Source organism: Natronomonas sp. EA1, assembly GCF_051195035.1.
In the GTDB taxonomy this organism is placed as follows: Archaea; Halobacteriota; Halobacteria; order Halobacteriales; family Haloarculaceae; genus JBNTJV01.
Genome location: NZ_JBNTJV010000003.1, coordinates 374,664 through 401,265, shown reverse-complemented (window position 1 = coordinate 401,265; position 26,602 = coordinate 374,664). Strand labels below are relative to the sequence as shown.

The window sequence follows — 26,602 nt, the reverse complement described above, 5'->3', positions numbered from 1 at the left end:
TCGGGCTCCCGAACCTGCAGAGAATCCGCCTTCCTGACACGAATCGGTCCCCCGGCGCGCGACGGTGAGCGGGTGAGCATCGTTCGTGGCTTCCCGTGTGGGAATAAACTCCCACGGCCCGGGTCGCCCCTCCTGCCCCCCGTCAGTTACCCACGTATATGCACAGTTGTGCCGAAAAATACGGAAATCATTAAGTAGTATCTGTTCGCTTGTGCTCGTACTTGCAACATGGCACTTGCAGAGTTCTTCGGGTTCGATGAACACGGGACGGACCTCACGACGGAGGTCCTCGCCGGGCTGACGACGTTCCTGACGATGAGCTACATCGTCATCGTCAACCCCGGAATCCTGTCGAACGCGATCCAGATCGAGGGGTACAGTCAGGTCGAGACCATCCAGATGCTGGCGGTCGTCACCATCATCTCCGCCGCGGTGGCGACGCTGGTCATGGCACTCTACGCGAATCGGCCGTTCGGGCAGGCTCCGGGGCTGGGCCTGAACGCCTTCTTCGCGTTCACCGTCGTCCTCACCCTCGGCATCCCATGGCAGACGGCGCTCGCCGCCGTCGTCGTGGAGGGGATCCTGTTCATCCTCCTCACCGCCGTCGGCGCGCGGAAGTACCTGATCGAGGCGTTCCCCGAGCCGGTGAAGTTCGCGGTCGGCTCCGGTATCGGCGCGTTCCTCGCCATCATCGGCCTCCAGGAGATGAACATCGTCGTCAACAGCGACGCGACGCTCATCACGCTGGGCCCCATCGCCTCGGACCCCGTGGCAACCCTCTCCGTCCTCGGGCTGTTCCTCACCTTCGCGCTCTACGTCGCGGGCGTCCGCGGCGCCATCATCCTCGGCATCCTGCTCACCACCGCGCTCGGCTACGGCGCGGAGTTCCTCGGGATGGTGAGCGAGGGGACGCTCACGAGCGGCATCCCCGCCCCGCAGTACGACATCACGCCCGTGCTGGGGGCGTTCATCGAGGGCTTCGAGTTCGTCGAGCCGTTCTCCTTCGCGCTCATCGTCTTCACCTTCTTCTTCGTGGACTTCTTCGACACGGCCGGCACCCTCACCGGGGTCGGGCAGGTCGCGGGGTTCCTCGACGAGGACGGTGACCTCCCCGAGATCGAGAAACCGCTGATGGCCGACGCCGTCGGCACCACCGTCGGTGGCATCCTCGGTACCTCGACCGTCACCACCTACATCGAGTCCGCCACGGGCGTCGAGGAGGGTGGCCGCACGGGCATGACCGCGCTCGTCGTCGCCCTGCTCTTTCTCGTCTCGCTCGCCTTCGTCCCCATCGCCGCGGCGATCCCGCTGTACGCGAGCCACATCGCGCTCGTCGTCGTCGCCGTCGTGATGCTCTCGAACATCACGGACATCGAGTGGGACAACATCACCCACACCGTTCCCGCGGGGCTGACGGTGCTCATCATGCCGTTCACCTTCAACATCGGCTACGGCATCGCGGCGGGGATCATCTCCTACCCCATCGTGAAGGTCGCGGCCGGCGAGGCCGCCGACGTGCGCCCCGCCCAGTGGGGGCTCGCCGCCGCCTTCGTCGTCTACTTCTACGTCCAGACCAGCGGCGTCCTGCAGGCCGTCGTCTGAACGGCTCCCTTCTCTCCGTTCTCCCGGTTCCGAGCGCCCGCTTCGCGTGGTCTTTCGTCCGCGCCCGCTTCGCGTGGCGCGTGCGCGACCCCCGTTGGTGGGTCGCGCTCCGGACCCGCTTCGCGTGGTCCTTCGTCCGCGCCCGCTTCGCGTGGTCCTTCGTCCGCGCCCGCTTCGCGTGGTCCTTCGTCCGCGCCCGCTTCGCGTGGCGCGGACCGAACCACAAAAGGTTCCTATCTCTCCTCCTGCGTGTAGATATGGACCTGCCACCACGCCGCACGCTGGTCCGTGCGGCGACCGTCCTTCTGGTCCTCGTCCTCCTCACGCCCTCCGCGATGTCTGCGGCGACCTACGAGGAGACGAGCCTCCAGCCCGGGACCATCGAGTCCCCCGCCAACGGCTCCACCGTCGTCGGCATCCAGGGGTTCCACTTCTCCGGGCAGGGCTCGGAGAAGAAGCCCGCCCGCGTCGTCTCCGCCTCCGAGCGAGGGAACCCGCAGTGGACCTACCTCGGCGAGGAGGTCGGGGCCGCGTGGGTGTACGACGTGGACCCGCTCGCCAACGGGAACCTCCTCGTCGTCTCCACCAAACGCGAGCAGGGGACGCCGTTGACGACGGTCTACGAGCTCGACCCCGAGACGCGCGAGCGCGTCTGGACGGAGACGCTCCACATGCACGACACCCACGACGTGGATCTGCTCCCGAACGGCGACCTGCTCATCGCGAACATGCGCAACTGGAACGCCTCGCACTCGCGGAGCGACGACCGGCTCGTCGTCTACAACCGCTCGACCGACGAGATCACCTGGGAGTGGCTGTTCCGCGAGCACTACCCGAACTCGACCGATGGCGGTTTCAACGAGGACTGGACGCACGTCAACGACGTCGACCGCATCGACGAGCACCGCGTGCTGGCCTCGCCGCGCAACTTCGACCAGGTCATCGTCGTCAACCGCACGACCGACGAGATCGAGATGCGTCTGGGGGCCGACGGCAACCACGAGATACTCTACGAGCAGCACAACCCCGACTTCCTGGTGAGCGAGGACGGACACCCCACTATCGTCGTCGCGGACTCGGAGAACGACCGGGTCGTGGAGTACGAACGCCGGTGTTCGGGCGACCCGATGGACGCCCCGCCCGCGGACTGCACGTGGGAGCGCACGTGGGAGGTCGGCGCCGACTCGTTCAACTGGCCGCGTGACGCCGATAGATTACCGAACGGGAACACGCTCATCACCGACTCGCTGAACAACCGGGTCGTCGAGGTGACGCCCCAGGGTAAGATCGTCTGGGAGTTCTACGCGACGTGGGGGCCGTACGACGCCGAGCGCCCCGCGATGGGTGGCTCGTCGCGTGGCCCGACCATCGCCGACCAGAACGCGACGGGGAGCTACGCGCTCTCGAACAGCGCGGGGCTCGTCCCCGGCACGGGCGACCGAACCTCCGTCGAGGGGACGATTCGCCGGGCGTTCACCGGCACGCCACTCGAAGCCCCCGGCGCGGAGTTCGCCCGGACGTGGGCCCATCTCGCACCGTGGGTCATGCCCGTCTGGATGACGGGCTGGGACCTGCTGTACGCGCTGCTCGCCGTCCTCGTCCTCCTCGGCTGGGGCCTGACCGAGGCGCTCGTCCACCGGCAGGTGATTCGTGCCCGCGCGGTCGCGCTCACCCGGCGATTCGCCTGACGACTGCCGGCGATGCGTTCCGGCGGTTCGGTTCGCGCCGGCCGCGATGCACCCCGACCGCACACCCTCGCCACGCTCTTAAGTCGCCCGTCCCTACCACCGGTGATGGCAAACCTCGAACTCTACGAACTCCCGGGTTGCCCGTACTGTGCGAAAGTCAAGGAGAAGCTCGCGGAACTCGACCTGGAGTACGACTCCCACGAGGTGCCCCGCTCGCACGACGAGCGCACCGAGGTGCAGGAGGTGAGCGGCCAGACGGGCGTTCCCGTCCTCGTCGACAAGGAACACGGCATCGAGGGGATGCCGGAGTCCGACGACATCGTCGCGTACCTGGAGAAGACCTACGGCGCGGCCGCCTAGAGACAGGTCTTGTACGCCTCCAGCGTCCGCTCGATGTCCTCCATCGTGTGGGCGTCGGAGACGAACTGACACTCGAACTGGTTCGCCGTGAGCCAGACGCCCTCCTCCTTCATCGACTGCCAGAACAGCCGCTCCCAGCGTTCCGTCTCGCCCTTGCCGACATCCGCACCGGTCTTCGGACAGTCGTCGAAGCGGGGACACGACGGGTCCTGACAACAGCCCGTGGCGCAGTCGTCCGCCTGCGGGGGTGAGTCCGCGCGCGTGAACAGCACCTTGAACATCGAGTCCGTCCCGACGACGGTGTACTCGGGGGCCTGGTCGGCGACGATGTCGCGCAGGCCCGACCGGAGCTTCTCGCCCAGGGCGTTCACGTGGTCGTACACGTCGTTCTCGGCGCAGTACTCGAGGGTGGCGAGCCCGGCGGCCATCGTCACCGGATGCCCCGAAAACGTCCCGGACTGGAACACCGACCCGGAGGGCGTGAACTGCTCGACGAGCTCCGTCTTCCCCCCGACGGCACCGACCGGGAACCCGCCGCCGATGACCTTGCCGAAGGTGGTGAGGTCCGGCTCGATGCCGAACGTCCCCTGGGCACACTGGAGCCCGCCGACCCGGAAGCCGGTGATGACCTCGTCGAAGATGAGCAGCGACCCGTACTCGTCACAGAGGTTCCGGAGGGTCCCGTGGTAGCCGTCGACGGGCATCACGATGCCGTTGTTGCCTAAAACGGGCTCGACGAGCACCCCGGCGATCTCGTCGCCGTGGGCCTCGAAAACGTCCTGGGCGGTGCCGGGGTCGTTGAACGGCACCGGAATCGTGTGCTCCGCGAACGACTCGGGAATCCCCCGCGTGGAGGGGTGGACGTCGCCGGGTTCCCCCTCGACGAGCGTGGACTCCTGGGCGCCGTGGTAGCCGCCCTGCATGACGACGATCTTGTCCCGGCCCGTGATGCCGCGAGCGAGGCGCACGGCGGAGACGGTCGCTTCGGTCCCGGAGTTGACGAACCGGAGCATCTCGACCGACGGAACGTGGCGGGTGACGAACTCCGCGAGTTCGACTTCGACCTCGGTTGGACCGCCGTACATCGGCCCCTGACTGGCGTGCTGCTGGACGGCGGCGCGGACTTCCTCGGGCATCGTGTGCCCCAGAAGCAGGGGGCCGTAGCCCATCACGTAGTCCAGATAGCGGTTGCCGTCGGCGTCGATGACGTGGGCGCCGTCGCCGCGCTCGATGAAGAAGGGTGACGGGCGGGTCGCGCGCACCGAGGAGTTCACGCCCCCGGCGAGCACGGAGAGCGCGCGGTCGTACAGCTCGCGCGAGCGGTCGTGGTTCATACCCCCGCGTTCTCACGCAGGGACGAAAATCCCCACCCTTTCTCTACACCGCTTCCGGCCCCTCCGCGCCGGTGCGGATCTGGCGTGCGGCGTCGACGGGGAGGACGAACACCTTGCCGTCGCCGGGCTCGCCCGTGTGGGCGGCGTCGGCGATGGCGTCGACCACGTCCTCGGCGGGCACGTCGGCGACGACGCACTCGACTTTCACCTTCTGGTGGAGGTCGACGGTGTACTCCTCACCGCGCCACTGGCCCTTGCGGGCGGGCTGGGAGCCGCGGCCGGAGACGTTCGTGACGGTGATGGAGGGGGCGCCCACGTCGACGAGCGCGCCCTTCACGGCCGAGAGCTTGTCCGGGCGGATGAAGGCCATCACCAGCTTGATGGGGGACTCCCCACCGTCGGTGCGGATGACCTCCTCGCCGCCGTCGGTGCGGACGACCTCGGTACCCTCGACGTACCCGCCGTCGGCGGCGGTGTCGGGGCGACCGAACTCGGGGTAGGTGTCGACGCCGTGTTCGGAGACGTCGAGCCCCTCGCGCTCGTGGGCGGCCGAGACGCGCGCCTCGCCCATCGCCTTCAGGAGACCGAACACCGCGGCGGTCGCGGCGACGGTCCAGACGGTGACGAGGACGACGAGCGCGATCTGGCCCACCAGCGCGCTCGTGAAGAACCCCGCGTCGAAGCCGTTCGCCCAGGTGGGGACGGCGACGACGGGGTAGAGCAGCGCCCCGAGCAGGCCCGCGGAGCCGTGGACGGGGAACACCGCACACACGTCGTCGATCTTCAGGCGCTTCTCGACGACGTTGAACACGATGGGGAGCTGTGCGCCGGCGAGCAGGCCGACGAAGAGCGCGCCCACCCACAGGATATCGTCGGTGATGGAGGTGATACCGACGAGCCCGGCGAGCATGCCGTTGGCGACGTACAGCGTGTCGACCTTGCCGGTCTTGTACAGCGCCATGCCGCCGGCACCGATGGCCCCCGCGGCCATGCCGAGCGTGGTCGTGAGCGCGACGCGGCCCACGTAGTCGAACGCACCGAGCGCGAGGACGCCCTCCGCGGCCTCCCCGCTACTGAAGACGGAGGCGGCGGTGCCGACGTTGAAGCCGTACCAGCCGAACGCGAGGATGAGCGTGCCCAGCACGGCGAACGTCAGCGAGTGGCCGGGGATGACGTTCACGCTCCCGTCGGCGTTGTAGCGGTCCATCCGGGGACCGATGATCCACGCGGCCGTGAGGCCGGCGACGCCGCCCATCCCGTGGACGATGACGCCGCCCGCGAAGTCGTGGTAGCCGATGTTCGCGAGGACGCCGCCGGCCCAGGTGAAGCCGACGACGACGGGGTAGATGACCGCGGCGAGCAGGACGGTGTACGTGACGTACGCGCGGAGTTTCGCGCGGCCGGCGACGGCCCCGGAGACGATGGTGGCCGCGGTCATCGCGAACACCGCGCCGAACAGCCAGCTCACCCAGCCGGCGGAGCCGGCGGACCACGTGGCGGTGATGACGCCGAGCTCGACGGCCCGGCCGCCGGTGAGATCACCGACGAGCGTCGAGACGCCCGCGCCCACGAGGAAGAAGGCGATGACGCCGATGCTCCACGTGAGCATGTTCTTCGTCAGCTGGTTCGCGACGTTCTTCGACCGGACCTGCCCGGCCTCCAGCATCGCGAAGCCGGCGTGCATGAAGAAGATGAGGAAGGTGACGGTGAGCACCCACAGGAGGTTGACCCCCTCGGCGAGTGTCGCCACGTCTACTTGCAGAACTGGTACGCTCATTCGCAATCACGTGGACGCTCGTCCACATCTATGTTGTATTCTACCATCTTTGTATACCTCTGTTACGCTCTGGCGTGATGGAGTCCACCCATATAATCGTTTGCTTGAAATTCGGCAAGTAATTCTCTGTATTAGGAGCATCCGTCCAAAATTGGGGAGAATAATAGCTGTATAAGGTCGTTCTTCGTCAGGGAATGTGGGGGTTTTCGGCCGCGAGGCTGTACGACTGTCCACCGTGCTCGCGCAGGAATCCCGGTATTTTGGGGTGCGCGCCGCCTACAGCAGGCCGCGCGCGTCCCCCTCGACGACCGTTCGGAGGGCGACGTTCGCCTCCACCCCGGTGACGCGGTCGTCGGTCGCCAGCGCCGCGAGGAACGCCTGCCGCGCCGCGTCGTCGGTGAAGCGGCAGACGGCAAAGAGGTTCTCCGTCCCCGTCAGCTCGAAGATCGAGACCGCCCCGGCCGCCCGGAGCATCGCGGCCACCCCGGCCACGTCGGGCCGGGCGACGGTGAGCCGGACGACGACCGTCCGTTCGTCCAGCGCGTCGTAGTTGACGAGCGGCGCGTACCCCCGTATCGCGTCCGTTTCGAGTGCATCCCCATCCACCGCCCGTTCGACCGCCGCACGACCGACCGCGTCGCGTGCCGTGGCCCCCCGTCCGTCGGGCAGCCCGGTCACGCTCAGACGGCCTCGAGCCCGGTCTTCCCGGTGCGGATCTGGTAGGCCGAGTCGACGGGCATGACGAACACCTTCCCGTCACCCGGCTCGCCGGTCGCCGCGGCCTCGCAGATGGCCTCGGCCACGTCCGCCCCCTCGATGTCCGCGACGACGCACTCGACTTTCACCTTCTGGTGGAGGTCGACGGTGTACTCCTCGCCGCGGTACTGGCTCTTCTTGGCGGGCTGGGAGCCACGGCCGGAGACGCTCGTCACCGTCAGCGACGGCGCGCCGACCTCCGCCAGCCCGCGTTTCACGTCCGAGAGCTTGTCCGGGCGGATGTAGGCGACCACCATCTCGATGTCGCTCTCGCTCATTCGTCGTCACCCCCGCTGGGCGCGAAGCGTTCGGCCAGGTCCGCACGGCTCCCCGTCGGGCGCTCCTCGCCGCCGTCGGTGCGGACCGACCCGGGGACCATCCCGCCGTCGGCCACCGCGGGGCGGTCACCGGAGTCGGCCGTGAACTCGGGGTAGGCGGACATGCCGTGTTCGCCCTGGTCGAGCCCGATCTCCTCCTCCTCCTCACTGACGCGCAGCCCGACCGTGAGGTCGATGGCGACCATGGCGACCATCGTCGTGAGGACCGTCCAGACGCCGATGACCGCGCTGCCGGCGATCTGCATGATGAGCTGGTTCACGGAGAAGCCAGCCACATCGAAGAAGGGGATGAGGATGGTGCCGATGAAGCCGGCCGAACCGTGGACGGCGAAGACGCCACAGACGTCGTCGATCTTCAGCGAGTCGACGACCCAGCGGTAGACGAGCGGGGTCTGGACGCCGCCGATGATGCCGATGACGAGGGCACCGGGCCACGAGACGTGGGCGCAGGCCCCCGTGATGGCGACGAGGCCGGCGAGCAGGCCGTTCGCGCCGAACAGCGGGTCGGGCTTGCCCTCCCAGACCGTCGTGACGAGGGTGGACGCGACCATCCCCGCGCCCATCGCGAGGGTGGTGTTGAGCGCGACGCGGCCGAGCGCCTCGCCGTTGAACGCACCCTCGCCGGTGAGCACCGTCGCCTGCGTGCCGACGTTGAAGCCGTACCAGCCGAACGCGAGGATGAGCGTCCCGATCACGGCGAACAGCACGGAGTGGCCGGGAATCGGGTTCGCGTCGCCGTTCTCGTCGAAGCGGCCCTTGCGCGGGCCGACCATGTAGGCGGCGGTGAGCCCGGCGATGCCGCCGAGCGCGTGGACGACCGTCGCCCCCGCGAAGTCCTTGTAGCCGACGCCGCCAAGCGCCTGGCCGAGGTAGCCGGCACTCGAGAGCAGGCCGTCACCGCCCCACGCGAAGCCGGCGACGACGGGGTAGATGAACGCCGTCAGCACCAGCGCGTAGATGACGTACGCGGAGAACTTGATGCGCTCCGCGACGGCCCCGGAGACGATGGTGGCGGCCGTCATGGCGAACACCGCGCCGAACAGCCAGCCGACCCACGAGCCGGGGTCGTTGATGTAGCCGAACGCCGCGGCCAGATCCAGCGACGCGCCGGGCGTCGTCAGGACCCCCGCGATGGTGGAGACCGCAGCCCCCACCAGGAAGAACACCAGTACCCCCGCGGACCAGTCCCACATGTTCTTCATGACGACGTTCCCCGCGTTCTTCGCGCGGACCTGCCCCGCCTCCAACAGCGCGAAGCCGGGCTGCATGAAGAAGATGAGGAAGGTCACCAGCAGCACCCACACCGCGTTGACGCTGTTCGCGATGGCCGTGATGTCACCCTGCAGCGGCAGCGGCTCGAACATCGTTACTCGATACCTCCGTTGCTACCGCAATCGTCCATGTTTTCTACTATTTTGACTATGTTCGTCATCTCGTACTCGCTTCGGGCTCACGGAGTTTTGGTATATAATGGTTGGGTTGGGTGTTTCACAAATTCTCACGAATACAAGGTCAAACGTCCAAAATTGGTGAGAATAATAGCTGTATAAGGTCGTTCTTCGTCGGAAAACCGGATGACTACGTCAACGAGAACTGGACGGCTGTCAACCGAAAAATACGCCGAACGTCCACTCGTGAGCTGGTGCGCGCTCCGTTTGGGCAGGAAATCGTCGCAAACGTTCGTAATTCGACCCCGCTACAGCCGGCTTGCCAGGTCTTCCGCGAAGTACGTGAGGATGAGGTCCGCACCGGCGCGCTTGATGGAGAGCAGCGACTCGTAGGCCGCCTCCTCCAGATCGAGCCACCCCTTCTCCGCCGCGGCGTGGAGCATCGCGTACTCGCCGGAGACGTTGTACGCGGCGACGGGGTGGTCGAACCCCTCGCGCACGTCGCGCACGATGTCGAGATACGGCAGCGCGGGCTTCACCATCAGCGCGTCCGCACCCTGCTCCACGTCGAGGGCGACCTCGCGCATCGCCTCTCGTCTATTTCCTGGATCCATCTGGTAGTGGCTCCGGTCGCCGAAGGCGGGCGCGCCGTCCGCGGCGTCGCGGAACGGCCCGTAGAAGGCGGAGGCGTACTTCGCGGCGTAGGCCATGATGGGGGTGTGCTCGAAGCCCGCGGAGTCCAGCGCCTCGCGGATGGCCCCGACCTGCCCGTCCATCATCCCCGAGGGAGCGATCATGTCCGCACCCGCACGGGCCTGCGAGACCGCGATCTTGCCGTAGAGTTCTAGGGTTTCGTCGTTCTTCACGGTCATCGTGTCGCCCGACTGGGCGTCCTCCTCGAGGACGCCGCAGTGGCCGTGGCTCGTGTACTCGCAGAGACAGAGGTCCGCGATGACGTAGGCCCCCGTTTGCGCCTTGATGCGCCCGATGGACCGCTGGACGACGCCGTCGTCGGCCCAGGCGCCGGAGCCCTCCGGGTCCTTCGAGGCGGGGATGCCGAACACCATCACCGACTCCACGCCCACCTCTTGGAGCTCCCGGACGCGCGCGGCCGCCTCCGAGACGGGGACGCGCTCGTGGCCCGGCATCGAGGGGATGGGCACCCGTTCGTCCGTGGTGGCGTCGACGAAGACGGGGGCGATGAGGTCCGAGGCGGAGAGCGAGGTCTCGGAGACGAGCGGGCGAATGCCGTCCGCGCGGAGCCGGCGCGGTCGGTCGGTGAGGTCCATATCTCCCCCTCTCCGTGGAGGCTAAAAACCGCGTCGCTCGCGTTGGAAAAGGGATTTACCGGCCACCGAACTACTCCGGGTAGATGCTCATCCCCGCGCAGGCCGATGTCCCCGGGTACATCCGCGAGGTCATCGAGACCGCTACGCCCGTCCTCCGCGAGGTCTTCGCCTCGGAGTACGCCTTCCTCATCCTCCTCGGCGTGTTCGTCCTCGAGGGGGCGATGCTGATGTACTTCATGCCGAGCGAGGGGATCGTCCCCGCCGCTATCGTCCTCGTCGGCGGGACGCTGGAGACGAACGCCCTCATCGTCGGTATCGCCGTCGTCGGCGCGACGGCGGGGCAGTTCGCGCTGTTCACGCTCGCGAAGCGTGGCGGCCGCGAGTATCTCCTCCAGAAGCGGTGGTTCTCCATCTCCGAGGAGAAACTCGACCGGTTCGACGGCTGGTTCGACCGCTGGGGCCCCGTCGTCGTCCCCGTCTCGAACTCGCTGCTGTTTACGAGGGGGATGTTCACCGTCCCCGCCGGCTTCGCGGAGATGTCCGACCGGCAGTTCGTCGTCCTCTCCGCGCTCGGCACCCTCTCGTTCGAGTGTATCCTCGCGGCGCTGACGATGGGCGCGCTCGGCATCCTGTGAGAGGGGTTCACACCGTCACGGAAGGCTTTTTCACTCTCCTGTTCACCTCCCGGGTATGCCCGGTCCCATCTTCAGACGTGGCGAGCACGTCGACCTCCGGACGGAGGAGGAGGAGGACGTCGAGTTCCTCCAGCGGCTCTCCAACGACCCCCGCATCAGGTGGGGACTGACGACGAACGCTCCACAGAACGGCCACGCCGCGGAACAGGCGTTCGAACGCCACAGCGAGAACACCGACGAGGCGGTCGGCCTCGTCATCTCACCCGCGGGTGAGTCGCGTGCGGTCGGCAAGGTGGTCGTCTTCGACATCGACGACGCCCACGGCACGGCCGAACTCGCCTGCTACGTCGACCCCGACGAGCAGGGGAACGGCTACGGGAGCGCTGGTACCGAGCTCATGGTCGAGTACGCCTTCGCGGAGCGGCGGCTTCACAAGCTCCGCGCCCGCGCCATCGCGCCGAACGACGCCTCGCAGGCGACCCTCGAGTCCATCGGATTCACGCAGGAGGGGATCCAGCGCGACGAGAAGTTCGTGCAGGGTGAGCACGTCGACGTCGTGCTCTACGGCCTCCTCGCGTCGGAGTGGGGTGACCGCTGATGCCGGGGCCGGTGTTCCTCCGGGGCGAGGAGGTCACTCTCCACCCCATCGAGGAGGACGACCTCCCGTTCCTCCACGCGAAAGGGAACCACCACGAGGTGCGACGGCTCCTCCGCAACGAGGTCCCGAAGTCGCTCGCCGAGTACGAACACGAACACGAGGAGAACCCCGGCGGCGAGGACGGCGGGGTCTGGCTCCTCATCTGCGTCGACGACGAACCCGTGGGTGATATCGGCATCTTCCGGGTCGACCAGCACGACGGCACCGCGAGCATCGGCTGTTCGATCGCCCCGGAGTACCACGGGAAGGGGTACGCCACCGACGCGGCGCGGCAGGTCGTCACCCACGCGTTCGACGCCCTGCGGCTCCATCGCCTCTCCAGCTACGTCTACGCCGAGAACGCGCCCTCGATGCGCGTGATGGAGAAGCTCGGGTTCACCGAGGAGGGCGTCCTCGTTGGCGAGGGGTACGTCGAGGGGGAGCGCATGGACGTGCATCTCTTCGGGCTCCTCGCGTCGGAGTGGGGTGGGGCCTGATGCCGGGTCCCGCGTTCCTCGAAGACGACACGGTCGCGCTCCGCGTCTACGAGGAGGAGGACATCCCGACCGTGACGGCGTGGATGAACGACCCCGAGGTGCGTCGCTACTACCGCGGTCCCGAGGCGTTCTCCGTCGATAGCTCGGAGGACCACTACGAGAAGCACGTCGTGAAGGGTGACAATCCGCCGAGCTTCATCGTCACCCCGGTCGACGGCGACGAACCGGTCGGCTTCGTCAGCATCAGCCGGATCGACCACCACGAGGGGACGGGCTGGTTCGCGGCGCTCGTCGACCCCGCCCACCAGGGCGAGGGCTACGCGACCGCCGCGACGCAGCTCCTCTGTGAGTACGCCTTCGGCGAGCTCCGGGTGGCGAAGCTCCGCACCGCCGTCTTCGCGCCGAACGAGCCCTCCCAGCGCGTCCTCGAGAAACTGGGATTCCGACGCGAAGCGGTCGAACGCGAGGCGAAGTTCATCGACGGTGAGCGGGTCGACGCCATCCGGTTCGGCCAGCTCCGCGACGAGTGGTACTCGGAGTAGAATCGAACAGGCGACTCGTGACCGTCGCGACCGGGCGAGTCACACTCCCGCCGTGACCCGGCCGCGCCTCTCGTTACTGCATGGGCCGTGCTGGTCGCGTTCTGTGGCAAAAACCCTCGGCCACGAGGCCAACCACGCAATTGGCGGGATGTCCGAGCGAGGGCGCGCCTGCGCCCGAGCGAGGTTCACCGCAGGCGAGCATCGCGAGCCTGCGGCCTTTTTGGTCCAGATTTTTGCGCCGAGTGGTCCCCACAGCGCGCCGAAGGCGCGCGAGGAGACCCGAGGCGCAAAAAGGTGGGTTTAGAAGCTCGTGTTCGTCTCCATCCCCTCCGTCGCGTCCTCCAGCCCGTCCTCTTTCATGTCGTCGGTCATCGAGGCGCCGAGATCGAGATCGACGAAGGCGTCGCGGAACTCCTCCAGGTAGCGTTCGCCGGTGCGCTGGATGTTGCGCTGGGCCTCGACGACCCGGCGGTAGCGGCGAACGGTGGACTCGCTCACGTCGAGTTCGTCGGCGATCTCGGTGACGGCGAGTCCCTCGTCGAGGAGCGCGCGGAGTTCGTCGAGGTCGAACGGGGCGTCGCGGTCGCGGTCGCGGACCAGCTGGAGGTCGGTACGCGCGCGGAAGACGACCCGGCGGTCGACGCCGAGGTCGTCGGCGATGTCGCTGTCGCCCGCGCCCTCGTAGAACCCGCGGACGACGGTGACGAGTGCCGAATCGGAGAGCTCCGTGGAGAAGTCGTAGCGCTCGCGCATCGAGCGGACGACGCTCTCCAGGTAGTCGTCGTCGCGGGCCTCGTCGGTGGAGAGCGAGCCGCGGCTCTCCTCCTGTCGTTCGGTGACGGTGTCGCCACCGGCGACGTCCATGAAGATCTCGCGGAGCTCCTCGGTCTTCTCGTCCATCTGACTGTGTAATGACTCGCGGAGGCTATTTAACGGTGGTGGGTGGTACCCGTTCTCCGAACCCGTCAACCGGTAGTTTCAATGTGGTTTACGAGAACGCTCGCGTATGCAACAGCACGGGTGGTCACGATGAGTGCGGAGTACGAGAACGTCGACGCGGTGGGCGACGAGGTCGTCGTCAACCTCGCGCGGGCGGCCCTGCTCGCGGCGCTGACGGGCGCGTTCGCGTTCGTCTCGTTCCCGAACCCCCTCCCGTCGGCGGGGGTTCCGGTGACGCTGCAGGTGCTGGGTGTCTTCCTCGCGGGCATCCTGCTCGGGCCGGTGTGGGGTGGCGTCTCGATGGTGCTCTACCTGCTCGCGGGCGCGGTGGGCGCGCCCATCTTCGCGGGCGGCTCGTCGGGTGTCGGCGTCCTCGTCGGCTCCACGGCGGGCTACCTCTGGTCGTATCCGATCGCGGCGGCGCTCATCGGCGCGGTCGTCCACCAGGGGCTCTCGCTCGGCAGCCCGCGTGAGGCCGGGGTCCCGCGACTCGTCGGCGCGATGGTCCTCGGCACGCTGGTCATCTACGCGCTCGGCATCCTCGGGCTCATCGTCATCGCCGGGCTCGGCCCGGTGGAGGCGTTCGTCGCCGGCGCGGCCTCCTTCCTCCCGGCGGAGGCGTTCAAGATCGCGGCCGCGGTCGGCATCGTTCGCTCGGACGCCGTCACCGCGGGATGATCCAGGTCCGGGAGCTCGTCCACCGCTACGGTGACACCGTCGCCGTGGACGGGGTCTCCTGCTCGTTCGCCGACGGGGAGTTCGTCGTCCTCGCGGGCGCGAACGGCTCCGGGAAGACGACCCTCGTCCGGCATCTGAACGGTCTCTTGGCACCCGATACGGGGACGGTGCTGGTCGACGACCGCGACGTGACCGAGCACTCCGTGTTCGCGCGCACCCGGGTGGGGATGGTGTTTCAGGACCCCCGCGACGGGTTCGTCGCGGCCACCGTCGGCGCGGACGTGGCGTTCGGCCCGGAGAATCTGGGACTCTCGCACGAGGAGATCGACCGCCGGGTCGCGGACGCTCTTGCGGCCGTCAACATGCAGGGACGAGCGGACGAGCGCATCGACGCGCTCTCCGGCGGGGAACAGGCGCGCGTCGCCATCGCGGGCGCGCTGGCGATGGAGCCGTCCCATCTCGTCCTCGACGAGCCCTTCACCGGACTCGACTGGCCTGCCCGGAAGTCGGTGCTCGATCGGCTCGTTTCCCTCGCTGCGTCGGGCACGGGCCTCATCGTCGTCACCCACGACCTGCGCGACCTCATCGAGCACGCCGACCGCGTCGTCGTCATGCGCGACGGTCGGGTCGCCCTCGACGACACCCCGGAGGCGGTGCTGGACGACCTCGAAGGTCACGACGTGCGTCGACCGTGACCCTCGCGTACGAACCCGGCGAGTCGTTCGCCCATCGGCTCGACCCCCGGTCGAAACTGCTCGTGCAGGTGGCGTTCGCCGCGGCGGCGTTCGCCCACACGACTCCGCAGGGATTGCTCGTCCTCACGGGGGTCACTGGGGTCGTGCTCGTCGGCGCGCGGACGGACCCGCGCGCGGCGCTCACGGAGTTCAGATACCTCCTCCCGTTCCTGCTCATGGCACCTCTCCTCGCCGGCCTCACGCTCGGTGCGCCGTGGTTCTCCCTCGCGGAGGCGCGGTTCCCTGCCCTCGCCTCCTACCGGGTACTACTGCTGCTCTTCGTCAGCGCGGCGTACGTCCGGACGACCCCCGTGCAGGACTCCCGTGCGGCCATCCAGCGGACGATTCCCGGAAAAGCGGGGCAGTTGCTGGGGATGGGCGTCGCGTTCGTCTTCCGCTTTTTCCCGGTACTCAGACGCGACCTCGCACGCGTCCGGGACGCGAACCGGGCGCGACTCGGCGACGAGCGACCGCTCCACGAACGGATGCAGTTCGTCGCCATCGGGGGGCTGAACCGCGCGTTCGCCCGGGCCGACACCTTCTCGCTCGCGCTGCGCTCGCGGTGTTTCGCGTGGAACCCGACCCTTCCCCGTCTACGGTTCACTCGATGGGACCTTCCCGTCCTGCTGTTCGCCCTCGCTCTCGCCATCTCGGCGGCCCTGTAAACTGTCCGCCCGTGGAGAGATTATCGGGCGACGGCACGGGTGAGGCGGCGAAATTCGCGTGTCCGGGTGAGAAGACTTAAGCGAATTGCTACCCGTGCGCCAATATATGACACTCACGCTCCCGCTACAGGCGGAGCCCATCACGCGTGAGACGTTCTGGCAGATCACTCCGGTGGGTGAGGTGGTGTTCTACTACCTCGCCGTGGTGACTGTCTTCGTCTTCGCGTGGGGGGTCTACAGCCGCTTCGAGCGCTACACGCGCGGCACGGACGACTGGTTCGAGCGGCTGGACGACCTGCCCGGCCGGGTCGCTCGCGCCGCCAAGATCGTCGCCTCCAACGAGAAGCAGTTCAATCGCGACCTGGTCGGCGGCATCATGCACGCGTTCATCCTCTGGGGCTTTCTGACGCTGCTCATCGGGACCACGATCCTCGCCATCGACCTCGACATCTGGACGAAGGCGCTGGGTCAGCCCTCCTTCTTCGTCGGCGACTTCTATCTCTCCTACTCGCTGGTGATGGACGCGATGGGCTTCCTGTTCGTCATCGGTGTCGGCATCGCCCTCTGGCGGCGCTACGCCGACCGGAAGGAGCGGCTGTGGGGGAAACACACCGACTGGGAGGACGACTTCCTCGTCTGGTCTTTGTTCCTGCTGGGCGTCGGCGGCTACGTCACCGAAGGCCTGCGGATCCTCGGGACGAGCGCCACCCGTGACGTCTCCTTCGAGACCGTCTCGTTCGTCGGCTGGTTCGTGAAGGACGTGTTCCAGGCGGGCGGGATGGACCCCGCGATGGCCAACGCGGTGTACCCACTCGCGTGGTGGTCCCACGCCATCCTCGCGTTCGTCTTCATCGCGGCCATTCCGTACGCGAAGCCGTTCCACATGATCTCGAGTTTCGCCAACATCGTCACCGCCGACGAGAAGGCGGGCAAGCGTCTCCCCGGCATTCCGGCCGACCTGGACGCCGACACCGGCGCCGACTCCATCGACTCCTTCTCGTGGAAGGAGCTGCTCGACCAGGACGCCTGTACGAAGTGTGGGCGCTGTTCGGCCGTCTGCCCGGCGAACGCCTCCGGGCGCAATCTGGACCCGCGTGACGTCATCCTCGATTTGAAGGCCTACCGCGAGGACGTGGACGCCGGCGGCGAGGAGAAACCCATCATCGCGGACGGTGGCGACTCCGTCATCGCCGCGGAGACGATGGAGTCCTGCATGGCCTGTATGGCCTGTATGGACGCCTGTCCCGTCGAGATCGAGCACCTGAAGAGCTTCACGCGATTGAATCGCCAGCTCACCGATACGGGCGAGATCAAACCCTCCGTGCAGGACGTCTTCCAGAACCTCATGCAGAAGGGGAACACGTTCGGCGACGCCCCCCGCAAGCGCGCGGACTGGGCCGACGAGCTCGAGTTCGAGCTGACGGACGTCCGCGAGGAGGAGGTGGAGTACCTCTGGTACGTCGGCGACTACCCGAGCTACGACGAGCGCAACAAGAAGGTCGCGCGCTCGCTCGCCCGCCTCCTCAAAGAAGCGGACGTGAGCTTCGGCATCCTCTTCGACGACGAGAAGTACGATGGCAACGACATCCGGCGCGTCGGCGAGGAGTTCCTCTTCCTCGAACTCGCGGGCCACCACGTCGAGACGTGGAACGAGTGCGACTTCGAGAAGATCGTCTGTACGGACCCCCACTCGTACAACACGTTCAAAAACGAGTACCCGGAGGTCGACTTCGAGGAGTTCGCGGACGACCCGATGATGCCCTTCGAGATCGAAGGATTCTGGAACGAGAGCGGCGATGTCGACGTGCTCCACTGGACGCAGGCCGTCGAGGAGCTCGTCACGGGCGGGAAGCTCCCGCTCGATGGAACCGAGTTGGAGTACACCGTCACGTACCACGACCCCTGTCATCTCGGCCGGTACAACGACGAGTACGAGGCCCCACGCGAGCTCGTGCGCGCCACGGGCTGTGACCTCTACGAGATGCCGCGCAACCGCGCCAACTCCTTCTGCTGTGGGGGCGGTGGCGGTGGCCTCTGGATGGACTTAGAAGAGGAGACGAAACCCTCCGAGGAACGCCTGCGGGAGGCGCTGGAGGACACCGAAGCCGGGTCGGGCATCGAGAAGTTCGTCGTCGCCTGCCCGATGTGTATGACGATGTACGAGGACGGTCGCAAGACCGGCGGCTTCGAGGACGACATCGAGATCGTGGACATCGCCGAGTTGCTCATCGAAGCGCTCGACACGAAGGGCGTCACGGTCTCCGACGCGTCCGGCGCGGCGGCCCCGGCCGACGACTGACGCACTCTCGACCGCGCTTCAGTTTCACTTCCACTCCGCCTCCGGCTCACGTTTTTTCCCTCTCCCCGAGTGCCATCCGTATGGATTCTCGCATCCGACGGCACGCCGAACTCTTGGTCGAGCACGCCACCGACATCGAGAACGGAGACTACGTCCTCATCAAGGCCCCCGCCGCGGCCGAGGAGCTGGTCGTCGCCCTCCACACGGAGTTGGGAAAACGCGGTGCCCTCCCGCTGCTCCAGTGGCGGAACCCTCGTGCCGGCGCCGCGTACGCCCGCGAGCTGGCCGTCGAGGACTTCGAGACGAAGGAGCACGAACGCGCCGCGATGGCCGAGGCCGACGCCGTCATCCTCGTCGCCGGCAACGCGAACGCGATGGAGGGGCACGATATCGCCCCCGAAAAGGCGCAGGCGAACAGCGAGGCGAACGCCCCCGTCCTCGAGGAACGGCTCCAGGCCCGGTGGGTCATCACCCAGCACCCGACCCGCGCCGACGCGCAGAACGCCGAGATGGGGACCGACGCGTGGGCGGACTTCGTCTACGACGCCATCGACCACGACTGGGAGGCCCAGAGAGAGAAGCAGGCGCGGGTCGCGGCGAAACTCGAAGCGGGCGAGGAGGTACGCATCGTCGCGGGCGACCGCACGGACCTCTCGCTCTCCATCGCCGGAATGAGTACGGTGAACTGCCACGGGAAACGGAACATGCCGGACGGGGAGGTGGCCACCGTGCCGGTCATCGACTCCGCGGAGGGAACCGTCCACTTCGACTTTCCTCGCCTTCGTGCGGGCAAGCGCATCGAGGGCGCGTGGCTCGCGTTCGAGGCCGGGGAGGTGGTGGAGTTCGGCGCGACGCGCGGCGAGGACGCCCTCGAAGCCATCATCGAGACGGACGACGGGTCCCGCCGACTGGGCGAACTCGGCATCGGCATGAACCGCGGGATCGACCGCTTTTCGGGCAACATCCTCTTCGACGAGAAGATGGGTGACACCGTCCATCTCGCGCTCGGCGACGCGCTGGCGGAGTGCGTCCCCGACGCGCGCGAGACGAACGAGAGCGCCACGCACGTCGATTTCCTCGTGGATATGCGCGAGGACACGCGCATCGAGGTGGACGGCGAGACGGTCCAGCGCGACGGCCGGTTCTGGTTCGAAGACGGCTTCGACGCCTGAAGTTCAAGTAGGGAGAGGGGACCAGACCCCCCGATGCAGGCGTTCTCCGACCTCGCCACCGCGGCGTACTGCCCGCGCAAGCTCTACTACCGCTGGCGCGACCCCGATATCGGCCCACCCGCCGAGGTGGCCGCGGTTCGCGAGCTGGCCTTCCGCTACGACGAACTGTTCGACGGCGACCTCTCCGGGGAGCCGATCGACGTGACGCCCACCCAGTGGCGGACGACCCTCGCCTGTACGCGCGAGCGACTCGCGCGGTGGGACGACCTCACGGCCCCCGCGGGGAGAGCGGTCTTCCTCGAGGGGAAGGACGCCCGCGGCATCGCCCACAAGGTCCTGACCGACCCCCTCGCGGTGAGCATCGTCTCGCCGGGCGCACCCCCCGAGGAGGGCGTCTGGAAGCCCCAGACCGTCCGCGCGGTCGCCGCGGCGAAGGCGCTGTCGTGGGAGCAGGGAGCCGAGGTCGAGGAGGCGTACGTGGAGTACCCCGCACACGGCGTCGTCAGACGGGTGAACACCGGGACGCGCGGAAAGGCCCAGTATCGGGAGGCGCTCGGGGTCGCGAGAAGCATCGATGGCCCGCCCGCACGGGTCAGCGACGCGCGGTGTGAACCCTGCGAGTATCGCGAGCAGTGTGGGACGCGAACGCGAACGTTCCGGTCACTCCTCTCGCGCTAGCCACGCGCGGATCTCCTCGACGAGCGGCCCCTCGCGGTGGACGACGCCTTCCTCGATGTCGACCACGGTGGAGCCTTGCCCGCCGGGGGTCTCGCCCCCGTCGAGGACGACGGCGCTCGCCGCGCGGATCTCGGGGTCGAGGTCGGCGACGGTCCGGGCGCTCGCCCGGCCGGAGACGTTCGCGCTCGTCGCCGTGATGGGGGCGACGCGTTCTAAGAGCGCGAGCGAGACGGGGTGGTCGGGGACGCGCACGCCCACGCGGTCACCCCCACCGGTGAGCGCCGGGGGGAGCTCGCCTCGAGAGACGACGACGGTCACGGGTCCGGGGAGGAACCTATCCATGAACCGACGCTCGCGCTCGGTGAGCGGGAGCTGGTCGGCGGCGGCCGAGGTCGAGGGATAGGCGACGGAGACGGGTTTGTCTCTCGCCCGCTGTTTCGCCTCGAACAGCGACTCGACCGCGTCGGCATCGGTGGCGAGCGCGGCCAGCCCGTAGACCGTCTCGGTAGGGTAGACGACGAGTTCACCCTCCCGGAGGGCGGCCGCTGCGCGGTCGTACTCGGCGTCGGTCGGCATCCCCTACAGCAGGTCCTCGACGGCCGCTTCGATCTCGTCGTACGGCGGGAAGTCGGGCCACACCTCGGAGACCCACTCGTAGGCGACGGTGCCGTCGGTGTCGATGACGTAGACGGCCGGCCGGGGTTCCTGGATACCGGTCATCCCGTCGAGGTCGTGGACGAGGCCGTAGGCGTCGGCGACCTCGTTCTGCGGGTCCGAGAAGAAGCGGAACTGCTCGAAATCACGCCACTCGCGGATGAACGACTTGAACTCGTAGGGGGTGGAGATGGAGAGCCCGAGGACGTGAGCGTCCCAGTCGGTCCAGTTGCGGTCGCGGATCTCCTGGAACATGTACGTCGGCGGGAAATCCCCCGCCATCTGGTGGAAGACGAGGACGACCGGTTTCTCGCTGTAGAGCTCCGAGAGGCTCACGTCCTCCCAGAACTCGTCGTTGACGAGCGGGCGGGTGAAGTCGGGCGCTTGCGCGCCGGCTTCGAGGTTCTCGGCGGCGGGCAGCTCGACGACGTCGAAATCCAGGTCCATTACGCCTCACCCCCGTAGGTGTTCTCGACGTACTGGACGATGTTCGCGCTCTCGGACATCGTCACGCCGGTGTTCTCGTCGACGATGGCCGGGACGGTGCGCGCGCCGGTGAGTCGCTTGACGACGTTCCGCCGGGAGTGGCGGGCGTCGACGAACCGCGACGTGTAGGGCACGTCGTTCTCCTGCAGGACGCGGACGACCCGTTCACAGAACGGGCAGGCCTGCAATCGGTACAGCGTGATGGCCGAGTCCTCCGACATGCGACGGGATACGACCGTCCATCCCCTAAGCGTGTCGCCCCCGGTTATGACAACCCTTAATCTTCCCCCCGGTCAAGCTTCCCCGTCTAAAATGGGTTTAGCGTGGCTTCTCATCGCGCAGGCGCAGGTGGACATCCTCGGCGTGACCCTCGGCCAGAACCTCTTTCTGAGCCTGGGTGCGTTCGCCATCTTCCTGCTCGTCCTGCTCTCGGCGTTCTTCTCCTCCTCGGAGATCGCTATGTTCTCGCTCGCCGACCACCGGGTGAACTCCCTCGTCGACGACGGGGTCAAGGGGGCGGAGGCGCTCGCGGAGCTGAAAGACGACCCGCACCGCCTCCTGGTGACGATCCTCGTCGGCAACAACATCGTCAACATCGCGATGTCCTCCATCGCGACGGGGCTGCTCGCCGTGACGCTCGGCAACCAGGGGCAGGCCGTCGCCATCGCGACGCTCGCCATCACGGCCATCGTCCTGCTGTTCGGGGAGTCGGCCCCGAAGAGCTACGCCGTCGAGAACACCGAGTCGTGGGCGCTGCGCATCTCCCGCCCGCTCCAGCTCGCGGAGTACGCGCTGCTCCCGCTCGTCATCACCTTCGACTACCTCACCCGGCAGGTGAACAAGATCACGGGCGGCCGCTCGGCCATCGAGACCTCCTACGTCACCCGCGAGGAGATCCGCGACATCATCGAGACCGGCGAGCGCGAGGGGGTCATCGAGGAGGACGAACGCGAGATGCTCCAGCGCATCTTCCGGTTCAACAACACCATCGCGAAGGAGGTGATGACCCCGCGACTGGATATGACCGCGGTCCCGAAGGACGCCTCCATCGAGGAGGCCATCGAGACGTGTATCCAGTCCGGCCACGCCCGGATGCCCGTCTACGAGGGGAGTCTCGACAACATCATCGGCGTCGTCCACATCCGCGATCTGGTCCGGGACCTGAACTACGGGGAGTCCGACCCCGGCGACCTCCGGCTGGAGGACTTACTGGAGCCCACCCTCCACGTCCCCGAGTCGAAGAACGTGGACGAGCTGCTCGCCGAGCTGCGCGCGAGCCGGATGCACATGGTCATCGTCATCGACGAGTTCGGCACCACCGAGGGGCTGGTGACGATGGAGGATTTGACCGAGGAGATCGTCGGCGAGATCCTCGAGGGCGAGGAGGAGGAGCCGATGGAGTTCTTAGACGACGACACGCTCGTCGTCCGCGGCGAGGTCAACATCGAGATGGTGAACGAGGCGCTCGAGATCGACCTCCCCGAGGGGGAGGAGTTCGAGACCATCGCCGGCTTCATCTTCAACCGCGCGGGCCGCCTCGTCGAGGAGGGGGAGGTCATCACCTACGACGACATCGAGATCCGCGTGATGGAAGTCGAGAACACCCGCATCATGAAGGCCCGCGTCACGCGCGGCGACCGGGAGGAAGAGGAGACGGAGCTCTCAGCCGAGTAGCGCGGAGACGCCCAAGAACGCCCCGTAGCTCACGGCGAACGCCAACACGAGCGAGCCGATCCACGCGAGGACGGTAAAGAGCATCTTCCTGCCGGAGACCCCTGCCCCACCGGCGGCGTAGCCCGACCCGATGATGGCGGAGACGATGATCTCGTTGAAGGAGACCGGAACGCCCAGGAACACCGCGGACTGCGCGATGGCGAAGGAGGGGATGAGCGCGGCGATACTTCGCCGGGGTCCGAGCGAGGAGTAGTCCTGCGCGAGCGCTTTGATCATCCGGGGGGCACCGGTCCACGACCCGGCGAGCAGGCCGAGCCCGCCGCCGAACAGCAGGACGGTGAGCGGGATCGTGACGGGAGCGTCGTCGAGAATGGGAAGGAGGGGCCCCAGCGCCAGCCCGACCTGACTCCCGCCGGCGGAGAAGGCGACGAGCCCGCCGAGCGCGAGCAGGAAGTGGCGCTGGCCGGCGGCCTCGTCGCGGACGATGTCCCGCCGGAGGACTCCCGCCACGAGGAGGGCGAACGCCACCGTGACCGCGACTTTCGTGACGAGGAGCGTGCTGGGCTCGGGGACGGTGCCGCCGAGCGTGAGCACCGCGCCCGCGAGGGCGGCCGCGAGCCCCCGGGCCTCGCCTGCGGGGCCGAGAATCACGAACTCCACGTTGGCGAGGATGACGCCGATGAGCGCGGCGAGCACCGGAACCGCGACGGGCTCGGGGACCCGCTCGTCGCGGAGCAGTTTCGCGGTGGCGAAGGCGATGCCGCCGCCGACGAAGGGGACGGCGACCCACAGCGAGACGATCTCGCGATACTTGGCCCACGCGGGGTCGCCGCCGAGCGCGAGGCCGACCCCCACGACCGCGCCGGTGACGGTGAACGCGGTGGCGATGGGGTAGCCCGTGAAGACGCCGATGGCGACGAGGATGGCGGCGGTGAGCAGGCCGACGATGGCCGCGGTGGGGGTGATGCTCACGCCCACGACGAGCTCCCGGCCGACGGCCTCGGTGACGTTGGCTCCCTGCAGGTATGCGCCGGCGAGCCCCAGGATGCCGACGACGAAGCCCGCGCGCATCACGCTGATGGCGTTCGCGCCGACGGCGGGAGCGAACGGGGTGGAGCCGGAGCTCCCGGCGCCGATGGCCCACGCCATGAAGAGGGAGGCGAACGCGGCGACGAGCAGGGCGACGGCCGTGCCGGGGTCCATTGCCCCGGCGTACGCCACCCCGGTGTTTATACCCGCCGACTCCGGCGTCCCGGGCGAGTCAGGTCGAGTTGGGGTGTGATTCCCCGTTCGTCTCTTCTTCGGGGACCTCTGCCCCCTCGATGGCGGCCGCGGTCTCCGTCTCCTTCGGGGTGTCCACGTGCCAGCGCTCCACCGAGGTCTCGTAGTCCGCGAGTCTGTTCGACACCCGGATCTTGAGGTCGTCGTCGTTGACGTTCACCTCGAGGACGTAGTCGTCCTTCCCGGTCCGCTGGACGTTCGCGCTGACCAGCTCGTTGTCGAAGTAGTAGGGGGCGAGCTGGGTCATCACGTTCTTGTAGACGGCGCCCTCGACCTTCCGGAGCGCCTTCCGACCCGCCGAATCCGCGGCCCGCGCGAGGTAGTCGATGGACTCGCTCCACTTGTCGACGGCCTCGTCCGGGTCGTCGTCGAGCGTCTCGTAGGACTCGGTGAGCTTCTCGCCGGCGCGCTGGACGTCCTCGGTGGGGGCACGGCCCTTCTTCTCGCCTTCCCCCTCGCCGACGGCGGCCTGTTCGGCCGTCTTGTCGCTGACGTCCTCGTCGAGCCGCTCCTCGTGTTTCGGTCGCCACTCGTCCCAGGCCTCGAGGGCGTCGGCGTCGACCGGCTGGCCGTCGCTCGCGAGGTCGCGTAGTGCGCGCGTGATGCGCTCGCCGTGCTCGACGATATCGCCCCAGTCGCCTCGCTGTTTGAACCCTGAGACGCTCTCTTCCATCAGCGCCCGTAGATGAACCGCGTCGCCGCGTCGTCGAGGCGGGTCTTCACGCCCGAGAACCACGCGCCCGGCGACAGGCGGCGCAGCTCGTCGTCGTCGATCTCGATACGTTCCTCGCCGAACGGGTCGCGCTCGCCCTCGGTCGCGGCGTCGACGACCGTGGACATCGCACACCGGCCACACGCTTCCGTGTCTTTCCCTCCCATGGGCAATCGTATGGGAACGAGCCGATTAAACGTTGTCCTCGCCCCGACGCGTTTTTGCGGTGTGAGACGGTACCGTGCGATATGGGTTATCACGTTATCGACCCCGACGACCTCGAGACGGAACCGGACCGCCCCTGCGAACTGCGACGGGTCTCCCCCGTGGCGGGCTTCGACAACATGGCGGTCAACCGGTTCCACGCCGCGCCGGGCGAGGAGATCCCGCTCGCGTACCACTACCACGACGACCAGGAGGAGCTGTTCGTCGTCCTCTCGGGGACGCTCTCCGTCGAGACGCCGGAGGGGACCTACGAGGCCGAGGCAGGCGAGCTGTTCACCGTCACCCCGCCGAACCCCCAGCGGGGCTACTGCGCCGAAGATGCGGACGGGCCGGTGACGGTCATCGCGGTCGGCGCGCCCGCGGTGGACGACGTCCACCCGTACGAGCCATGAGCGAACCGGTGGAGGCGCCCGACGAGACCGCCGCCATCCCGCGCCCCGACTGGGACGACGCGTACCTCGACCGGGTGGCCGACCGGCTCGTCACGAACTACGACCTGGAACGCGACCACCGCGAGGGGGGCGAACGGTTCGACCTGTTCGGCCGGCTCTACATGGAGAGCCAGAAGCAGTTCCTCCACCCCTCGGTGAACTTCGCGAACCACCACCAGCAGGAGTACCTCTACGCGCGGCGCACTGATGGAGTAAGCGTGGCCGAGATCGACCGGCTCGTCGACCTCGCGGACGACCTCGCCGCGAAGTACGTCGAGGCCGACGAGGAGCACTACGGGACGGATTTCACCTTCGTCCTCGTCGTCCCCGAGGTTCCCGAGGACGTCCGCGAGCGGGTCGCGAGCCTGAACGAACGAACGCTCATCAAGTACGGTTACCACGGCCACTACGAGGTGAACGTCGCCGTCGTCGCGCCGGAGGCGGAGGAGGCGGTGCGGAGCCACGGCGCGGACGTGGCACAGGCGTTCGTCCTCTGGGAGCGGCTCCCGGACCCCGCTCCCGGACTCCTGAAGCGGCTCCTCGGCCGCATCCGCGGATGAAGCGCCTCCTGCTCCTCTGCGTCCTCGCCGTGAGTGCCGGCTGTCTCGGCGGCTTCGGCGGCGAACGGGTCGCGCGGGCCGCGAGTCATCCGGCGACGCTCGAGGCGCCCGGCTACACGCTCGCGAACGCCTCCAGCCCCAGCATCGACGCCACCGTCCGCGCCTCCATCTCGGGTGACGTGGAGCTCCAGGGCCAACAGCGCGTGAACGCCACGCTCGCCGTGCGGCGCTACGAGGGGAACGCGACGGTGGGTCTCGTCACGTCACCCGCGGTGCGCCCCATCGAGAACACCGACACCGTGCGTGACCCGTTCGCGACGCTCCCGGTCGAGCGACAGGTGGCACTCGCGACCGGCGTTCGGGCCGGCGACGGGTCGGCGACCACCTCGCAGGTACGGCTCCTCGGCCGGAACGCGACGCTCACCTCCTACGGTGACGCCCACCTCGTCCGCGTCCGCCATGGTGAGGACTTCGTCACCGTCGTCGTCGTGGGGGAGCGACCGTCGCAGTCGCTGCTCGACGGCGTGACGCACGAAAAGTAATCCCCGGCCTCACCCCGGCGGGTGAGGCA

At 68.0% G+C, this 26,602-nt stretch carries 30 protein-coding genes; 17 read left to right on the top strand and 13 right to left on the bottom strand.

Features of this window, described 5'->3' with window-relative positions; genetic code table 11:
- Positions 1-228: 228 nt before the first annotated feature.
- The 3 genes from ACQUQR_RS11665 to ACQUQR_RS11655 all read left to right on the top strand — a co-directional run bounded on the left by ACQUQR_RS11665 (position 229) and on the right by ACQUQR_RS11655 (position 3,650).
- Entirely contained in the window at positions 229-1,602 is a 1,374-nt protein-coding gene (locus ACQUQR_RS11665) for an NCS2 family permease (protein WP_435196654.1), read from the top strand.
- A 257-nt stretch (positions 1,603-1,859) separates the two neighbouring features.
- Positions 1,860-3,290, top strand: coding sequence for an arylsulfotransferase family protein (locus ACQUQR_RS11660; protein WP_435196978.1), 1,431 nt, complete (start codon positions 1,860-1,862; stop codon positions 3,288-3,290).
- Between the two features lie 105 nt (positions 3,291-3,395).
- The gene (locus ACQUQR_RS11655; protein ID WP_435196653.1) at positions 3,396-3,650 is read left to right on the top strand and encodes a glutathione S-transferase N-terminal domain-containing protein; all 255 of its coding nucleotides are present in this window, start codon (positions 3,396-3,398) and stop codon (positions 3,648-3,650) included.
- Here the strand turns inward: ACQUQR_RS11655 and hemL are convergent.
- The 6 genes from hemL to hemB form a co-directional block, all read right to left on the bottom strand.
- Positions 3,647-4,984, bottom strand: coding sequence for a glutamate-1-semialdehyde 2,1-aminomutase (gene hemL / locus ACQUQR_RS11650; RefSeq protein WP_435196652.1), 1,338 nt, complete (start codon positions 4,982-4,984; stop codon positions 3,647-3,649). The two genes, ACQUQR_RS11655 and hemL, sit on opposite strands and share 4 nt — an antisense overlap.
- A 43-nt stretch (positions 4,985-5,027) precedes the next feature.
- On the bottom strand, positions 5,028-6,761 hold the full coding sequence (locus tag ACQUQR_RS11645) for an ammonium transporter (protein WP_435196651.1): 1,734 nt from the start codon (positions 6,759-6,761) through the stop codon (positions 5,028-5,030).
- Between the two features lie 276 nt (positions 6,762-7,037).
- On the bottom strand, positions 7,038-7,439 hold the full coding sequence (locus ACQUQR_RS11640) for a hypothetical protein (protein WP_435196650.1): 402 nt from the start codon (positions 7,437-7,439) through the stop codon (positions 7,038-7,040).
- A 2-nt stretch (positions 7,440-7,441) separates the two neighbouring features.
- Positions 7,442-7,795, bottom strand: a complete 354-nt coding sequence (locus ACQUQR_RS11635; RefSeq protein ID WP_435196649.1) for a P-II family nitrogen regulator — start codon at positions 7,793-7,795, stop codon at positions 7,442-7,444.
- A complete protein-coding gene (locus tag ACQUQR_RS11630; protein ID WP_435196648.1) occupies positions 7,792-9,219 on the bottom strand; it encodes an ammonium transporter in 1,428 nt (475 codons plus the stop codon). Before ACQUQR_RS11630 ends, ACQUQR_RS11635 begins: the two co-directional genes overlap by 4 nt.
- 332 nt (positions 9,220-9,551) lie before the next feature.
- Positions 9,552-10,532, bottom strand: a complete 981-nt coding sequence (gene hemB / locus ACQUQR_RS11625; protein ID WP_435196647.1) for a porphobilinogen synthase — start codon at positions 10,530-10,532, stop codon at positions 9,552-9,554.
- An 83-nt stretch (positions 10,533-10,615) separates the two neighbouring features.
- Between hemB and ACQUQR_RS11620 the strand changes: the two genes are divergently transcribed.
- From ACQUQR_RS11620 to ACQUQR_RS11605, 4 genes are read left to right on the top strand one after another with little or no spacing between them, the layout of a single operon-like run.
- Positions 10,616-11,167, top strand: coding sequence for a DedA family protein (locus ACQUQR_RS11620; RefSeq protein ID WP_435196646.1), 552 nt, complete (start codon positions 10,616-10,618; stop codon positions 11,165-11,167).
- A gap of 55 nt (positions 11,168-11,222) precedes the next feature.
- The gene (locus ACQUQR_RS11615; protein WP_435196645.1) at positions 11,223-11,765 is read left to right on the top strand and encodes a GNAT family N-acetyltransferase; all 543 of its coding nucleotides are present in this window, start codon (positions 11,223-11,225) and stop codon (positions 11,763-11,765) included.
- Positions 11,765-12,301: a GNAT family N-acetyltransferase gene (locus ACQUQR_RS11610; protein ID WP_435196644.1), complete on the top strand. Its 537-nt coding sequence runs from the start codon at positions 11,765-11,767 to the stop codon at positions 12,299-12,301. The genes ACQUQR_RS11615 and ACQUQR_RS11610 overlap by 1 nt, the downstream gene beginning before the upstream one ends.
- Positions 12,301-12,843 (top strand): GNAT family N-acetyltransferase, encoded by a 543-nt coding sequence (locus ACQUQR_RS11605; protein WP_435196643.1) that lies wholly within the window; start codon positions 12,301-12,303, stop codon positions 12,841-12,843. The genes ACQUQR_RS11610 and ACQUQR_RS11605 overlap by 1 nt, the downstream gene beginning before the upstream one ends.
- Before the next feature lie 300 nt (positions 12,844-13,143).
- On the opposite strand, the gene ACQUQR_RS11600 is transcribed toward ACQUQR_RS11605, so the two are convergent.
- The gene (locus ACQUQR_RS11600; protein WP_435196642.1) at positions 13,144-13,743 is read right to left on the bottom strand and encodes a helix-turn-helix domain-containing protein; all 600 of its coding nucleotides are present in this window, start codon (positions 13,741-13,743) and stop codon (positions 13,144-13,146) included.
- A 129-nt stretch (positions 13,744-13,872) separates the two neighbouring features.
- On the opposite strand from ACQUQR_RS11600, the gene ACQUQR_RS11595 reads away from it, so the two are divergent.
- From ACQUQR_RS11595 to ACQUQR_RS11570, 6 genes are all read left to right on the top strand, one after another.
- Entirely contained in the window at positions 13,873-14,460 is a 588-nt protein-coding gene (locus tag ACQUQR_RS11595; RefSeq protein WP_435196977.1) for a biotin transporter BioY, read from the top strand.
- Positions 14,457-15,155, top strand: coding sequence for an energy-coupling factor ABC transporter ATP-binding protein (locus ACQUQR_RS11590; protein ID WP_435196641.1), 699 nt, complete (start codon positions 14,457-14,459; stop codon positions 15,153-15,155). The genes ACQUQR_RS11595 and ACQUQR_RS11590 overlap by 4 nt, the downstream gene beginning before the upstream one ends.
- Complete coding sequence (locus ACQUQR_RS11585) at positions 15,152-15,859, top strand: energy-coupling factor transporter transmembrane component T family protein (protein WP_435196640.1); 708 nt, start codon at positions 15,152-15,154, stop codon at positions 15,857-15,859. The genes ACQUQR_RS11590 and ACQUQR_RS11585 overlap by 4 nt, the downstream gene beginning before the upstream one ends.
- A 106-nt stretch (positions 15,860-15,965) precedes the next feature.
- A complete protein-coding gene (locus ACQUQR_RS11580) occupies positions 15,966-18,158 on the top strand; it encodes a heterodisulfide reductase-related iron-sulfur binding cluster (RefSeq protein ID WP_435196639.1) in 2,193 nt (730 codons plus the stop codon).
- A gap of 80 nt (positions 18,159-18,238) precedes the next feature.
- Positions 18,239-19,330: an aminopeptidase gene (locus ACQUQR_RS11575; RefSeq protein WP_435196638.1), complete on the top strand. Its 1,092-nt coding sequence runs from the start codon at positions 18,239-18,241 to the stop codon at positions 19,328-19,330.
- Positions 19,331-19,363: 33 nt separating this feature from the next.
- Positions 19,364-20,008: a CRISPR-associated protein Cas4 gene (locus tag ACQUQR_RS11570; RefSeq protein WP_435196637.1), complete on the top strand. Its 645-nt coding sequence runs from the start codon at positions 19,364-19,366 to the stop codon at positions 20,006-20,008.
- On the opposite strand, the gene ACQUQR_RS11565 is transcribed toward ACQUQR_RS11570, so the two are convergent.
- From ACQUQR_RS11565 to ACQUQR_RS11555, 3 genes are read right to left on the bottom strand one after another with little or no spacing between them, the layout of a single operon-like run.
- Positions 19,991-20,584 (bottom strand): L-threonylcarbamoyladenylate synthase, encoded by a 594-nt coding sequence (locus ACQUQR_RS11565; RefSeq protein WP_435196636.1) that lies wholly within the window; start codon positions 20,582-20,584, stop codon positions 19,991-19,993. The two genes, ACQUQR_RS11570 and ACQUQR_RS11565, sit on opposite strands and share 18 nt — an antisense overlap.
- 3 nt (positions 20,585-20,587) lie before the next feature.
- Positions 20,588-21,109 carry a redoxin domain-containing protein gene (locus tag ACQUQR_RS11560; protein ID WP_435196635.1) on the bottom strand — a complete coding sequence of 174 codons (522 nt, stop codon included), beginning with the start codon at positions 21,107-21,109 and terminating at the stop codon, positions 20,588-20,590.
- Complete coding sequence (locus ACQUQR_RS11555; protein WP_435196634.1) at positions 21,109-21,369, bottom strand: glutaredoxin family protein; 261 nt, start codon at positions 21,367-21,369, stop codon at positions 21,109-21,111. The genes ACQUQR_RS11560 and ACQUQR_RS11555 overlap by 1 nt, the downstream gene beginning before the upstream one ends.
- 91 nt (positions 21,370-21,460) lie before the next feature.
- On the opposite strand from ACQUQR_RS11555, the gene ACQUQR_RS11550 reads away from it, so the two are divergent.
- Positions 21,461-22,822: a hemolysin family protein gene (locus ACQUQR_RS11550; protein ID WP_435196633.1), complete on the top strand. Its 1,362-nt coding sequence runs from the start codon at positions 21,461-21,463 to the stop codon at positions 22,820-22,822.
- Here ACQUQR_RS11550 and ACQUQR_RS11545 read toward each other — a convergent pair.
- The 3 genes from ACQUQR_RS11545 to ACQUQR_RS11535 are packed head-to-tail and all read right to left on the bottom strand — an operon-like array spanning position 22,811 to position 24,982.
- Positions 22,811-24,025, bottom strand: a complete 1,215-nt coding sequence (locus ACQUQR_RS11545; RefSeq protein WP_435196632.1) for an anion permease — start codon at positions 24,023-24,025, stop codon at positions 22,811-22,813. The genes ACQUQR_RS11550 and ACQUQR_RS11545 overlap by 12 nt on opposite strands.
- A gap of 58 nt (positions 24,026-24,083) precedes the next feature.
- The gene (locus ACQUQR_RS11540) at positions 24,084-24,776 is read right to left on the bottom strand and encodes a DUF5828 family protein (RefSeq protein WP_435196631.1); all 693 of its coding nucleotides are present in this window, start codon (positions 24,774-24,776) and stop codon (positions 24,084-24,086) included.
- Positions 24,776-24,982, bottom strand: coding sequence for a hypothetical protein (locus ACQUQR_RS11535; RefSeq protein ID WP_435196630.1), 207 nt, complete (start codon positions 24,980-24,982; stop codon positions 24,776-24,778). The genes ACQUQR_RS11540 and ACQUQR_RS11535 overlap by 1 nt, the downstream gene beginning before the upstream one ends.
- Before the next feature lie 81 nt (positions 24,983-25,063).
- On the opposite strand from ACQUQR_RS11535, the gene ACQUQR_RS11530 reads away from it, so the two are divergent.
- Genes ACQUQR_RS11530 through ACQUQR_RS11520 form a run of 3 tightly spaced genes read left to right on the top strand, consistent with a single transcriptional unit; the run spans position 25,064 to position 26,573 of the window.
- A complete protein-coding gene (locus tag ACQUQR_RS11530) occupies positions 25,064-25,432 on the top strand; it encodes a cupin domain-containing protein (RefSeq protein WP_435196629.1) in 369 nt (122 codons plus the stop codon).
- Positions 25,429-26,031 carry a hypothetical protein gene (locus tag ACQUQR_RS11525; protein WP_435196628.1) on the top strand — a complete coding sequence of 201 codons (603 nt, stop codon included), beginning with the start codon at positions 25,429-25,431 and terminating at the stop codon, positions 26,029-26,031. The genes ACQUQR_RS11530 and ACQUQR_RS11525 overlap by 4 nt, the downstream gene beginning before the upstream one ends.
- Entirely contained in the window at positions 26,028-26,573 is a 546-nt protein-coding gene (locus ACQUQR_RS11520) for a hypothetical protein (RefSeq protein WP_435196627.1), read from the top strand. Before ACQUQR_RS11525 ends, ACQUQR_RS11520 begins: the two co-directional genes overlap by 4 nt.
- Positions 26,574-26,602 lie beyond the last annotated feature (29 nt).